Origin of the sequence: Curtobacterium sp. VKM Ac-2922, from assembly GCF_022815645.1 — a bacterium.
Lineage (GTDB): Bacteria > Actinomycetota > Actinomycetes > Actinomycetales > Microbacteriaceae > Curtobacterium.
On the sequence record NZ_JALGRO010000013.1, the window covers coordinates 70,852 to 83,491 of the forward strand.

General features: G+C 70.7%; 14 protein-coding genes. 11 read left to right on the forward strand and 3 right to left on the reverse strand.

The features are described from left to right. The first annotated feature begins 26 nt into the window (after positions 1-26). Complete coding sequence (locus MT346_RS15000; RefSeq protein ID WP_243563898.1) at positions 27-434, forward strand: RidA family protein; 408 nt, start codon at positions 27-29, stop codon at positions 432-434. A gap of 144 nt (positions 435-578) precedes the next feature. Here MT346_RS15000 and MT346_RS15005 read toward each other — a convergent pair whose 3' ends face one another. After that, the gene (locus MT346_RS15005; RefSeq protein WP_243563899.1) at positions 579-1,538 is read right to left on the reverse strand and encodes an SDR family oxidoreductase; all 960 of its coding nucleotides are present in this window, start codon (positions 1,536-1,538) and stop codon (positions 579-581) included. An 86-nt stretch (positions 1,539-1,624) separates the two neighbouring features. Between MT346_RS15005 and MT346_RS15010 the strand changes: the two genes are divergently transcribed. Then, positions 1,625-2,605 carry an HD domain-containing protein gene (locus MT346_RS15010; RefSeq protein WP_243563900.1) on the forward strand — a complete coding sequence of 327 codons (981 nt, stop codon included), beginning with the start codon at positions 1,625-1,627 and terminating at the stop codon, positions 2,603-2,605. A 40-nt stretch (positions 2,606-2,645) separates the two neighbouring features. Then, a complete protein-coding gene (locus MT346_RS15015; RefSeq protein ID WP_243563901.1) occupies positions 2,646-2,930 on the forward strand; it encodes a hypothetical protein in 285 nt (94 codons plus the stop codon). A 36-nt stretch (positions 2,931-2,966) separates the two neighbouring features. On the opposite strand, the gene MT346_RS15020 is transcribed toward MT346_RS15015, so the two are convergent. Continuing rightward, positions 2,967-4,187: an ROK family transcriptional regulator gene (locus MT346_RS15020; protein WP_243563902.1), complete on the reverse strand. Its 1,221-nt coding sequence runs from the start codon at positions 4,185-4,187 to the stop codon at positions 2,967-2,969. A gap of 200 nt (positions 4,188-4,387) precedes the next feature. Between MT346_RS15020 and MT346_RS15025 the strand changes: the two genes are divergently transcribed. From MT346_RS15025 to MT346_RS15055, 7 genes are read left to right on the forward strand one after another with little or no spacing between them, the layout of a single operon-like run. Further along, complete coding sequence (locus MT346_RS15025; protein ID WP_243563903.1) at positions 4,388-5,377, forward strand: carbohydrate ABC transporter permease; 990 nt, start codon at positions 4,388-4,390, stop codon at positions 5,375-5,377. Positions 5,378-5,380: 3 nt separating this feature from the next. Beyond that, positions 5,381-6,316, forward strand: coding sequence for a carbohydrate ABC transporter permease (locus MT346_RS15030; RefSeq protein WP_243563904.1), 936 nt, complete (start codon positions 5,381-5,383; stop codon positions 6,314-6,316). Beyond that, positions 6,313-7,707, forward strand: a complete 1,395-nt coding sequence (locus MT346_RS15035) for an ABC transporter substrate-binding protein (protein ID WP_243563905.1) — start codon at positions 6,313-6,315, stop codon at positions 7,705-7,707. The genes MT346_RS15030 and MT346_RS15035 overlap by 4 nt, the downstream gene beginning before the upstream one ends. 53 nt (positions 7,708-7,760) lie before the next feature. Then, positions 7,761-8,747, forward strand: coding sequence for a Gfo/Idh/MocA family protein (locus MT346_RS15040; RefSeq protein WP_243563906.1), 987 nt, complete (start codon positions 7,761-7,763; stop codon positions 8,745-8,747). A gap of 31 nt (positions 8,748-8,778) precedes the next feature. Next, positions 8,779-9,798, forward strand: a complete 1,020-nt coding sequence (locus tag MT346_RS15045) for a Gfo/Idh/MocA family protein (RefSeq protein ID WP_243563907.1) — start codon at positions 8,779-8,781, stop codon at positions 9,796-9,798. Then, positions 9,795-11,081: a glycoside hydrolase family 125 protein gene (locus MT346_RS15050; RefSeq protein ID WP_243563908.1), complete on the forward strand. Its 1,287-nt coding sequence runs from the start codon at positions 9,795-9,797 to the stop codon at positions 11,079-11,081. Before MT346_RS15045 ends, MT346_RS15050 begins: the two co-directional genes overlap by 4 nt. Before the next feature lie 4 nt (positions 11,082-11,085). After that, positions 11,086-11,793: a hypothetical protein gene (locus tag MT346_RS15055; protein ID WP_243563909.1), complete on the forward strand. Its 708-nt coding sequence runs from the start codon at positions 11,086-11,088 to the stop codon at positions 11,791-11,793. 1 nt (position 11,794) lies between these two features. Here the strand turns inward: MT346_RS15055 and MT346_RS15060 are convergent, their stop codons facing one another. Continuing rightward, positions 11,795-12,133 (reverse strand): DUF3140 domain-containing protein, encoded by a 339-nt coding sequence (locus tag MT346_RS15060; protein ID WP_243563910.1) that lies wholly within the window; start codon positions 12,131-12,133, stop codon positions 11,795-11,797. Between the two features lie 98 nt (positions 12,134-12,231). Between MT346_RS15060 and MT346_RS15065 the strand changes: the two genes are divergently transcribed. Further along, the gene (locus tag MT346_RS15065) at positions 12,232-12,621 is read left to right on the forward strand and encodes a glyoxalase superfamily protein (protein WP_243563911.1); all 390 of its coding nucleotides are present in this window, start codon (positions 12,232-12,234) and stop codon (positions 12,619-12,621) included. The last annotated feature ends 19 nt before the right edge of the window (positions 12,622-12,640 follow it).

Genomic DNA, 12,640 nt, shown 5'->3' on the forward strand with positions numbered 1-12,640 from the left:
GGCGACGGTGGGCCAGGATGGCGAGCATGGTCAGCGCAGTGCAGCTCATCCGGTCGTCGTCGCTCAGCTCGGTCGCCGAGTACGCCTACGCCGCCACGGCCCCGGCCGAGGCCCGGCTGGTCTTCCTGGCCGGCGCGTGCCCGCTCGACGCCGACGGGCAGACGGTCGCGATCGGCGACCACGCCGGACAGGCCGCTGCGTGCGTCGCGAACCTGCGGCAGGCGCTGGCCGACGCGGGAGCGACCCTGCAGGACGTGGTCTCGACGCGGGTGCTCGTGGCGTCGTCGCGGCAGGCCGACCTGGTGGCCGCGTGGGCGGTCGTGCGCGACGCGTTCGGCGAGCACGACGTGCCGAGCACGTTGATGGGCGTCACGGTGCTGGGGTACGACGACCAGCTCGTCGAGGTCGAGGCGGTCGCCGCGGTCCTCGACTGAGACGCTCGAGGCGCGCTCCCGACGCGCTCGAGGGAGCAGAAGACGTCGGGTGGCGGACACTGACCCGACGTCGTCTGCTCCCTCGACGGGCCGGGCGGGGCGGACGGGAGGCGCGTGGCGGGGCCGACCAGCGCCTCCCGTCCGTCAGCGGCGTGGGCGCAGGGCCAGGGTCGCGACCGCGGCGGCGGCGCCGAGCCACACGAGCGGGCGCGTGACGCGCCGTCGCTTCGCGACCCACCCGCCGTTCGTCGCGTTGCCCGCGTCGGCGGGCGTGAACAGGTTGCCGTCGGTCGGTTCCTGGTGGCCACGCAGGGCGAAGGTCTCGACCATCGGCTTCGTGATCGCGTGGAACAGCCCGGGGAACACGTACTGCAGCGGCACGAGCGACGCCTGGATCCGTCCGACGAACCGGTAGCGCTTCGGGTGCAGTGCCGCGGTGACGACTGCCTTGCCCGCACGCTCCACCGAGACGGTCGGCGGCAGCGGGTGCGACGCCTTGCCGGTGTAGTTCGCGCCGTTCTGGTAGATCGGGGTGTCGATGGTCGAGGGCATCAGGGTGGTGAAGTCGATCCCGGTGCCGGCGAACTCGTCCCCGAGCACGTCGACCAGCCCCAGCGCCGCGTGCTTGCTCGTCACGTAGGCGGACTGGTACGGCGCACTCAGCAGCGACTGGATGCTGCCGACCAGGACGTAGGTGCCCTTCCCGCGCTGCTTCCAGTGCGGCAGCAGGTGGGTGATCGCGTACAGGTGGCCGTAGAGGTTCGTGTCGACGACGCGCTTGAACGAGTCCGTCGGGGTCTGCTCGAACAGCCCGTAGACGAACAGCGCGGCGTTGCCGACGAACACGTCGATGTGGCCGAACCGGGTCGTGACCGTGCTGATGAGGTCCTCGACCTGGTGTTCGTCGGCGATGTCGGTCGGGATGGCGACGGCCTCGGCGCCGAGGTCGCGGCACTCTTGGGCTGCGGCCTCCAGGCTGTCGTGGCTGCGGGCGGCGAGCACCACCGTCGCCCCGCGTCGAGCGAACTCGTGGGCAGCGGCACGGCCGATGCCGCTCGAGGCGCCGGTGATGACGACGACCTGGCCTCGGAAGCGTTGTGTCATGCGTCCTCGGTACGCGGACGGCGCTGACCGCGGGCACAGTCCGTGCCTGCACCGGTAGCGTTGGCGGACGGCGACGAGGAGGTCCGGTGCACGGCGACGCAGCAGACACGATGGGGATCGACGGGGTCTGGTACGACCCGCTGTGGCGCATCGAAGTGCCACTCACGCCGGTGGAACGCGCACTGCTGGCCACGTGGCCCGTTCGTCGGTTGGCCTTCATCGCCCACGCCGGGGCGGCCGCGATCACCACGACACAGAACTACTCGCGACTGGAGCACTCGCTCGGCGTACTCGCGCTCGTGGCCCACTTCGCACCCGATGACGCCGTGGCCCGGGCAACGGCGCTGCTGCACGACGTCGGACACCTGCCCTACAGCCACACCCTCGAGGGCATCGGCGGGTTGGACCACCACACGCTGGGACGCGCGGCGGTGCGCCAGCTCGACCCGGTGCTGCGGGCCGGTGGCCTGGATGCGCAGATCGTCATCGACACCGACGACGGCGCACGGTGGTCACCGCTGACGAGTCGCCGCGGCGGCCTGAAGCTCGACCACCTCGACTCGTTCCTGCGCAGCGGACAGGCGAACGGCAGGACGACGACCCCACCGGCGGACCTGTTGCGGCGGCTCCGACTGATCGACGGCGCGGTCGACACCGATGTGGTCACGGCCGACGAGATCACACACCTCGCCTTTGCCGAGGCCCGTGCGCAGCGCTCCGAGGCGAACATCATCCCGAACGCCGTCATGCGGGACCTGGTCCGACGTGCGTGCGCGGCCGGTGTCCTGACCCCGGACGTCCTCGCGACGATGACCGACGACGCACTCTGGGCGCTCCTGTCCACCGCCCCGACGACCGCAGCAGGCGCCCGCGCCCTCCGGCGACACCCCGAACGCTGGCGCATGCGGGCTGGTCGGAGCACCTCGGCCGATGCCCTGACACACGTCGTCCGTCGGACGTACCTCGACCTGCCGACCGTCGACGGCCGCACCGTGCACGCTGACGACGCCGACGCGCTCCGACGCGACGTGCCGCTCGCGCTCGTGGTCGAACGGCGAACGGCCTGACTCCTGGGACGCCAGCTCCGTCTCGTGGGACGATGGCGACATGACCGAGCGTGAGGGCACGACCGACGGGCTGTCGCTCGCCGAAGCGACGGCGATCGCCGAGCACGCCCGCGAAGGACGCCTCGAGTTGGACGACCCCGAGATCCGCCGGCTGGTCGGCGAGGCGAACCGGATCCTCGTGCGCACACAGATGTGGGGCGAGACCCCACCGACGCCGCGGCGCCGGTGGAAGCGCCGGATGCTCGCGGTCGGGGCGGCCGGCATCGTGCTGGTCTGGGTGATCGGCCTGCTCGGGCCGCTGCTGCTGCGCATCGGCAGCGAGTAACCCGCCGGGCGTGAGCGGGGCCGTCGCGTCACCCGTCTACCAGGGGTGAGCGATGTCGCGGGGGCGAGCCGGGCCTCCAGTCCGGACGAGACGGCCCGCGGCGGGTGCCCCACGGGTGCCGGCCACCCGCGGTGGGGCTGTCGGCGACGCCTGCAGCACGGCGCACGCTGCGCCACGGGCGACCACGTTCTCGCCGAGTGTCGTCATGGCGACCCTCGGCGGGGAGGCCGGTGCCAGGCGCTCCGTCAGCCGCGCCGTCAGCGCTTCGAGCAGCACCGGGCCAGCGGCCAGTGCCGCGCTGCCACCGACGACGATCCTGGGCAGGTCGAGCAGCTCGACGACGTGGACGAGCGCGGAGCCGAGCGCCGAACCCGCCTCGGCGAGCAGCGGAGCGGCACCGGGCGCGCGGCACAGGTCGTCGAAGGCCGACCGGACCGCGCCGGGGTCGTCGAGCGGGATCCGCGGCGGCAGCAGCCCGGCGTCGATGCCGCGGCGGACCTGCTGCAGCGGCTGACAGGCCTGCCACAACGCGGTCCACCCGCCGTGCGCGTGCACGGGCATGCCGCCGAACTCCCCCGCGTTGCCGGTGTGCCCGCGGACGACCTCGCCGCCGACGACGATGCCGGCTCCGACACCGTGGCCGAGGTACACGGAGACCAGGTCGGTGACCACCGGTGCGGTCCACCACTCCGCGAGCGCGCTGGCGACGACGTCCTTCTCGACGTGCGCGGGCAGTCCGGTGCGCCGGGCGAGTTCCGCGGCCAGGGGGAAGCCGGCCCAGGCGGCGAGCTGTGCGGGGGCGCCGAGCGTGGCGCCGTCGCGTTCGATCGGCCCAGGTGCGGCGATGCCGATGCCGGCGACGCGGGCGAGGTCGACCTGCGATCGCGCGATGACGTCGCGGACGGCCTGCGCCATCGCGTCGAGCGTTGCACCGGGGTCGGTGCGGTCGGCCGGCCCGAGTTGGTGTTCGGTCACGAGTCCGCCGGCCAGGTCGAGGAGCACGACGGCGACGTGCGCCGGGTCGAGGTGGACGCCGACGGCGAAGCGGCCGTCCCGCGCCAGGGTGAGTCGGCGGTCGAGGTCGTGGACCAGCCCGTCGGCGACAAGTCGGGCAGTGATGTTGGACACGGTCTGCGCGGTCAGGCCGGTGCGGTCGCGGATGTCGGAGCGGGTGACCGGGCCGCTGCGGCGGACCAGGTCCAGGACGACGGCGCGGTTGTGCTCGCTGACGTGGGTGTGGTTCTGCCCTGCAGTCATCGCAGCATCCTCGTGGTTGACGGTTCCGGGTTGCGGTCCCTAGCATCACTGATCAAGCGAATTTGTCAATCAATTGGATTGAAGCGTCCGGCGCAGACGGATCGCGGCGTCCGGTGGGTCGACGATACGCGAGCGGCCACACCGACGTGGCTGCGCCCGTGCGCACACCGACGTGGCCACGGGGACCCGAAGGGACGCCCGTGACGACGACTGCTCGCCCGGCCACTGCAGCGCGACCCGCGACCTCGACCGAGGGCACCGGTCGACGCGCGACGAAGAAGCACCCCTGGACACCGGCGGAGAAGCGACGCCTGCGGATCGGCATCGCGTTCATCTCCCCCTGGATCGTCGGCGTGCTGGTGTTCATCGCCTACCCGCTGATCTACTCCTTCGTGATCAGCCTGACCCGGTACTCCGGCATGAACGCCGCCACGTTCGTGGGGTTCGGCAACTACGTCGCGGCGTTCATCGACCCGCTCGTGCACACGGCCGTCGGCAACACGCTCTTCTACGCGGCGATCGCCGTGCCGGTCGGGATCGTCGTGGCGATCGTGATCGCGCTGGCGATGAACCAGGACGTCAAGGAGATCAGCTGGTACCGGACGGCGCTGTACATCCCGTCGCTCATCCCGACGTTCGCCCTGGCCTTCATCTTCGTGGTGCTGGTCAACCCGCAGACCGGCATCGTGAACCAGGTCCTGAAGCTGGTCGGGGTGCCGGCGACGAACCTGCTGGGTGACCCGACGACGGCGAAGCTCGTCATCGTCGCGCTGGCGCAGATGGGTGCCGGCAATGCGGCGCTGGTGTTCCTGGCCGGCATGCGCGGCATCCCGAAGACGCTGTACGAAGCCGCGCGTGTGGACGGTGCCGGTCCGGTGCGACAGTTCTTCGCGCTGACGCTGCCGCTGATCTCCCCCGCGATCCTGTTCAACCTGATCACCGGGATCAGCAACGGCCTGCAGGTGTTCACCGAGGCGTACGTGATCTCGTCCGGTACCGGCGGGCTGGGGTCGCCGGACAACGGGACGCTGTTCTACATGCTCTACCTGTACAAGAACGCGTTCAGCTACGCGCAGCTCGGGTTCGCGAGCGCCATGGCGGTGCTGCTGTTCCTGGCGGGGATGATCCTGTCCGGCCTCGTGTACTGGCTGTCCAAGCGGTTCGTGAACTACGACGTGAGCGGGGAGTAGACGATGACGCTGCAGCAGGACGACCCCACCGTGACGTCGTCGCTCGAGACCGTCCGACCGAAGGACCGCAGGAACGCGCGCGCCGACCGGTCGCGGAACGCCGACGGATCCGTCCGTTCCGTCTGGTCGTCGATCGGTGCCCGGGTCGTGCTCATCGCGATGAGCCTGCTGTTCCTGGTGCCCATCTACTGGATGGTCATCTCCGCACTGAAGGGCAACACCGAGCTCGGGGCGTTCCCGCCGACGTGGTTCCCGCAGTGGCTCGACTGGTCGAACTTCGGCGACGCGATCAACGCGATGCCGTTCTTCACGTTCTTCCGGAACACGCTCGTCATCACCGTCCTGGTGACGGTGTTCTCGATGGCGTCGAACATGGTGATCGCGTACGGCTTCGCGTGCATCGAGTGGCGCGGCCGCGACCGGATGTTCTACGTGGTGCTGGCGACGCTGTTCATCCCGTTCCCGGTGACGCTCATCCCGATGTTCGACCTGTACGCGCGGCTCGGGTGGATCAACACGTTCCTGCCGCTCGTGGTGCCGAGTCTGTTCGGGTCGGCGTTCTACGTGTTCCTGCTCCGGCAGTTCCTGCTGCAGATCCCCAAGGACCTGCTGGACGCGGCGCGGATGGACGGGGCGTCGGAGTGCCGCATCCTGTGGCGGATCGTGTTCCCGCAGGCCAAGGCGGCCCTGGTGACCGTCGGCATCTTCGCTGCGGTGGGCGCCTGGAACGACTTCCTCGGGCCGCTGATCTACCTGCAGGACCAGAACGTGCAGACGCTGTCGATCGGTCTGCAGGTGTTCCGGCTCAACAACAGCGCGGACTTCCAGTTCAACCAGCTGATGGCGGCCTCGATCATGATCATCCTGCCGCTCGTGGTCCTGTTCTTCTTCTTCCAGCGGACCTTCCTCAAGGGGATCCAGATCGGGAGCTTCAAATGACCGGCAGCGCCTTCGACCGCCGTACCTTCCTGCGCACCGCCGCCGCGACCGGTGGCGCCGGTGCCCTCGCCCTGCTCGCCGCGTCGTGCGCCTCGGGTTCCGGCGCCCGCGGCAACCCGAACTCGGTGTCCCTGTGGGGTGTCACGGGCACGTTCGTCCCGTTCCAGACCAAGGTGATCAACCAGTTCAAGCAGCTGCACCCGGAGATCGACGTCCGCGTCAACCAGGTCCCGTCCCAGGGCACCGGCGACGCGACGAGCGTCATCACCGCGGTCCGCGGCGGCACAGCGCCGGACCTGTGGCTGCTCGACCGGTTCAGCGCCGCGCAGTACGCCGCGATCGGGCTCATCGAACCGATCGACGAGCTCATCGCCGAGTTCGAGGACGTGTCCAAGCAGGAGTTCCTGTCGTCGTGGCTCGGCTTCACCGTCGGCGAGCTGACGTACAAGGGCAAGACGTACGGGCTGCCGCACGACACCGACGCCCGCGGCATGTTCGTCAACCGCACGATGCTGCGCGACGCCGGCGTCGACCTGGACGAGTTCGACTGGCAGCAGAACGGTCCCGTCACGATGGACCGCGTCGCCGAGGTGAGCGACAAGGTCACGAAGAAGTCCGGCGGCAGCTACACCCACATGGGTCTGCTGCCCTGGTACGGCGAGGGGTGGCCGTTCACGTGGGGTCTCGGGCTCGGGGCGAGCTACTTCGACCAGGCCGACTCGCACATGACGATGGACTCCACCAACGTCCGCAAGGTCTACGAGTTCTACGAGGACTGGGCGAAGCGCTACGGGTACCGCGACGCGGACACCTTCATCGCGACCTACGAGCCCACGGGCCACCCGCCGGGACAGACCGCGTTCCTGGCGAACCGGATGGCGTTCATGGTGAGTGTGCCCTCGACCATCCAGACGTTCGACAACTACGGGCCGAAGGACCTCGACTGGAACATGGCGTACCTGCCGACCCAGACGGCCGGTGCGGACAAGTACACGTGGTCCGGCGGCTTCGCGCTCTGCCTGCCGAAGGGGTCGAAGAAGACCAAGGCCGTCTGGGAGCTGATGAAGTACTTCACCGGCAAGCGCGGGCAGGAGACCTACATGGTGCCGGCGACGAGCGTGCCGTCGAACATCGCCGCGCTCAAGGACCCGAAGGGCTCGGCGAAGTCGATCCGGTTCTTCGTCGAGTCGATGCCGGACTCCACCTGCCGTCCCCCGCTGCCGGTCGGCGGGCAGTGGTGGGACGCGCTCGCCGACGCCCGGTCGAGCGTGCTGCTCGGCACGGCGTCGCCGCAGCAGGCGGTCGAGCGTGCCCAGGCCCGCGTCGACCCGATCATGCAGACGTACTCGCCGTTCACACTGCCCGCCGATTACGACAAGGTCCGCGTCTAGGACCAGGACCAGGAACAGGTCCGTGTCCGTCCCGTCCCCACAGGAGAGGCTCCATGCCCCACACCACCCCGCCCATCCGTGTCGCCGTCGTCGGCTTCTGGCACGTCCACGCCGGCGACTACGCACGGCAGACGATCGACCACCCCGGCACCGAGCTCATCGCCGTGTGGGACGACGATCCCGCCCGCGGCCGCGAGGGCGCCGAGCGCTTCGGGGTCGAGTTCGTCGCGGACCTCGATGCACTGCTCGCCCGCGACGACGTCGACGCGGTCACCATCACGACCTCGACCGATGTGCACCGCGACGTCATCACCCGGGCGGCACGGGCGGGCAAGCACGTGTTCACCGAGAAGCTCCTGGCTCCCACGGTGCAGGAGTGCGACGAGGTGATCGCCGCCTGCGACGCGGCCGGTGTCGCCCTGGTCGTCTCGCTGCCCCGCCTGTACCACGGGTACACGCGGGCCATCACGGACGAGATCGCGTCGGGCCGACTCGGCACCGTCAACCACGCGCGCGTCCGGCTCTCGCACGACGGTGCCGTCGCGCCGTGGTTGCCCGAGCGGTTCTTCGACCCGGAGACCGCGATCGGCGGCGCGCTCACCGACCTCGGCTGTCACCCGGTGTACCTGACCCAGCTGTTCCTCGGCGCCCGCCCCGACACGGTGCAGGCCGTCTACCGCTCCGTCACCGGGCACGCGGTCGAGGACCACGCCGTCGTCACGGTCGGGTACCCCTCGCAGGCGATCGGCGTCATCGAGGCCGGCTTCGTCGCGGGCACACCGTTCACGATCGAGGTCGCGGGGACCGCCGGTTGGCTGTCGTACACCGACCAGGAGGCCCGGCTCACCGCCGGCGGGTCGGCCCACGGCGACCGACCGGTCACCATCGAGGTCCCCGAGGACGCCCCGGACGCGTTCGCCCAGTGGGTGGAACACATCACCACCGGCAGCCGGGCCGACGACAACGTCGCCCGCGCCCGCGAACTCACCCGACTGGTCGTCGCCGCCAACGAGGCGTCCCGGACGACCGTCTCCGCCTGACACCCACCACCCAGCACCAACAGGAGTCATCATGCCCAGCGACATCATCCGCGTCGGACTCATCGGCGGCGGCGGGATCGCCACCGCCCACATCACCGGGTACGAGCAGCACACCGACGTGATCCGGGTCGCCGCCGTCGCCGACGCGGTCCCCGACACCGCGGCGGCCCGCGGCGCCGAGCTCGACGTGCCGTTCTTCACCGACTACCGCGAGATGCTCGAGCGTGCCGACATCGACGCCGTCGACATCTGCCTGCCGCACCACCTGCACCGTGACGCCATCGTCGCCGCTGCCCGATCTGGCAAGCACGTCCTGTGCGAGAAGCCGCTGTGCCTGTCCCCGGACGAGGCCCGCGACGTGCAGGCCGCCGTCAGCGAAGCCGGGGTCACGCTGATGTGCGCGCACAACCAGCTGTTCATGCCGGCCGTCGCCCGCGCGAAGGAGCTCATCGACGGCGGCGCGCTCGGCACCGTGTACGAGGTCCGCACGACCGACAGCTTCCGGAACGAGTTCGACCCGTCGAACATGGGCTGGCGTGCCCACGCGGCGACCAGTGGCGGCGGCGAGCTCATCGACACCGGGTACCACCCGAGCTACCTGCTCATGCACCTGGCCGGTGGGGCCCCCGTGCAGGCGACCGCGATGCTCTCGACCCACCGTCTGGGGTTCATGGAGGGCGAGGACTCCGCCCAGGCGCTGTTCCGCTTCGACAACGGCGCCGTCGGGCAGCTCGTCACGAGCTGGGCGTACGAACCCGCAGCCGGCACCGAACGCTTCAGCGTCGTGGGTGAGCTCGGGTCGCTGACCAGCGACGGCACGACCCTGCGCTGGGACCTGCTCGACGGCACGAGCGAGACCGTCACCTTCGACGACATCGACACCTTCGCCGCCGAGATCGGTGCATTCGGCGCGTGCCTGCGCGACGGGACCCGCCCGATCCACACCGAGCGCGAGGGCATCGCCGTGCTCGGCATGATCCTGGCCGCGTACGAGGGCGCCCGGAACGGCACCATCGCGTCGGTCCTGCAGGTCGACACGGTCAGCGCATGATCCTGCACCCGCAGGTCCGCTCGGCGATCCGTCAAGCCGCCGACGCCGTCCGCAGCACCGTCGGTGACGACGTCGCCGCCCGCGTCGAGGAGTCCCTGACCCGGACGCTCACCGACACGATCACCGTCGACGAAGACGGCACCGCCTTCGTCATCACCGGCGACATCCCGGCGATGTGGCTGCGCGACTCCACCACGCAGATGTTGCCGTACCTGCGGTTCGCCCGCGGGTGCGAGCCGCTGGCGGAGGTCCTGGCGGGGATCGTTCGGCGGCAGTTCCGCCTGATCGAGCACGACCCGTACGCCAACGCCTTCAACGCCCGGCCCTCGGGCGCGCACTTCGACGACGGCGACCTGTGCGACGACCCGCTCGTGTGGGAGCAGAAGTACGAGGTCGACAGCCTGGCCTACCCGGTGCAGTTCGCCCACCGGCTGTGGCGGGCGACGGGCCGCACCGACCTGTTCGACGAGCGGGCGCACCGGGTGCTGCGGACGATCGTCGACCAGCTCCGGGCCGAGACCGACCACGAGCACTCGTCGTACCGGTTCGTCCGCGACTCCCCCCTGCCGACCGAGACCCTGGCCCGCGACGGCCGCGGCACCCCGGTCGCCGTGACGGGCATGACGTGGGTGGGCTTCCGACCGTCGGACGATGCGTGCACGTACGGGTTCAACGTGCCGGAGAACCTGCACGCGGCCCAGGCCCTGCTGGCGCTGTCCGACGTCGCCCGGTCCGTGTACGGCGACGAGGGGCTGGCCGACGATGCCGACGACCTGCGCACGACGATCCTGGCCGGCGTGGCAGCACACGGCGTCGTCGAGCACGACGGCGAACGGGTCTACGCGTACGAGGTCGACGGGCAGGGCGGCGTGGTGCTGATGGACGACGCGAACATGCCCTCGCTGCTGTCCCTGCCGTTCGACGCGCCCGACGTCATCGACCGTGACGTGACCGCGGCCACCCGTCGGATGGTGCTCGGCCCGACGAACCCGTACTGGTTCCGCGGCACGGCAGCGCAGGGCATCGGCAGCGCCCACACCGAACCCGAGCACGTCTGGCCGATCGCCCTGTGCGTCGAGGGCATCACCGGCACGCCGGAGCGCCGCCGCGAGCTGCTCGACGTGCTCGTCGCCACGGACGCCGGCACCGGGCGGATGCACGAGTCCTTCCACGTCGACGACCCGACGTCGTTCTCACGACCCTGGTTCTCGTGGGCGGACGCGATGTTCTGCGAACTCGCCCTGACGGTCGTCGACGACGAACGCACGGGTGCAGCAGGATGACCGGGTGCAGGAACACGAGGTCGTCCGCCGGGCCGCGGGGCTCTGGGACAGTGGCAGTCGCGCCGCGGCACTGACGCTGCTGCGGGACCACCTGCGCGAGGACCCACAGGCCCGACAGGTGCGGCTCGCGCTCGTCGAGCGGTACCGCGAACTCGGGGCGCCGGACCAGGCCGGTCGGTGGGCACTCGCCGTACCGGGGCTCGCCACGTCGGTGGAGCGCGACCGCGCCGCGCGCCTGCTGGCGGCATCCGGCGTCGCCCGGGACGACCTCCGCGCGTTCCTGGCGCTGCCGACCGACACACCGTTGCCCGATGAGGTCGACGGTCTCATGGCCGACGTCGACCGGTACCGAGAGCAGTTCGGTGCCGACATGCTGGATCGCACCGGTGGGCGCGGGGACCGCTTCGGTGACGCGCTGGAGTCCACCGGACTCGTCGTCGTGTGTGCTTGGCTCGCTACGGTGGCGATCGTGTGGGGCGGCACCGTCCTCGGCGCGCACCTGACCGAGTTCGCCCGCTGGGCGACCACGGCAGCCCTTGCGTCCTGCGCGGTGTTCTGCGGGGTGATGGTCGTGCGACGATCGATCGGGCCGCGGCGCCGGTCGGCGATCGTCTGGGGCGCTGCGGCGGTCGTGCTGGCGGCTGCGGTCGTCCGACTCGTCTCCCTGGGCGTGGTGGGCGACGGCGTCATCCGGTTCGCCTGGGAGCGCTGAGTCAGTCCGCCTCGGGGTCGTGACCCCAGTTCATGAGCGAGTACCGCCAGGCAGTGTCGTGCACGTCGCCGTCGGGGCGCTGCTCGCGGTGCCGGGCCACGTAGCCGACGACCTTCCGCATGTGGGCCCGGTCGGCGTCAGTGTACTCCGCCTGCTTCTTCCGCAGGATCCGCACGATGTGCCGCCCGCTCGCGTGCCCGGTCGACTCCGAGCTGCCGCCGGACTTCTGCCCGACGCTCTTGGACTCGTCGGTGTCCAGCCAGCGGTCGAGGGCAGATGCGGTCATGTTCACCGCGTTCGCGAAGTCGGCCCGGGTCTGCTCGTCGTCGTCATCGCTCATGGACCCAGGATCGTCCGACGCCCCTGGAGACGACCGGACCAGACGCCCAGCACACGTCCAGCGGACACGACGCACCCCGAACGGAGGATGCTGGACGCATGACCGACGAACAGCGCACCTCGGACGCGGTGGACCGGCAGGGTGTCGTGCCGATCCTGCGGGTCTTCGACCACGAACTCGCGCGGCGCTTCTACTGCGACCACCTCGGCTTCACGTGGCAGTGGGAGCACCGGTTCGAGCCCGATCTGCCCGTCTACGCCCAGGTCGTCCGCGACGGCGTGGTCCTGCACCTGTCCGAGCACCACGGCGACTCCACCCCCGGCGGCGCGGTGATGATCGTCGTGCCGGACGTCGAGGCGCTGCACGCCGACCTGCTCGCGCAGCGGCACCCGAACTCGCGGCCGGGTCTGTCCGACGACGACTGGGGCCGCACGATGACCGTCACGGACCCCTTCGGCAACCGGCTGGTGTTCTGGCAGCGCTCCTGACACCGCCGCCCGGAGAGCC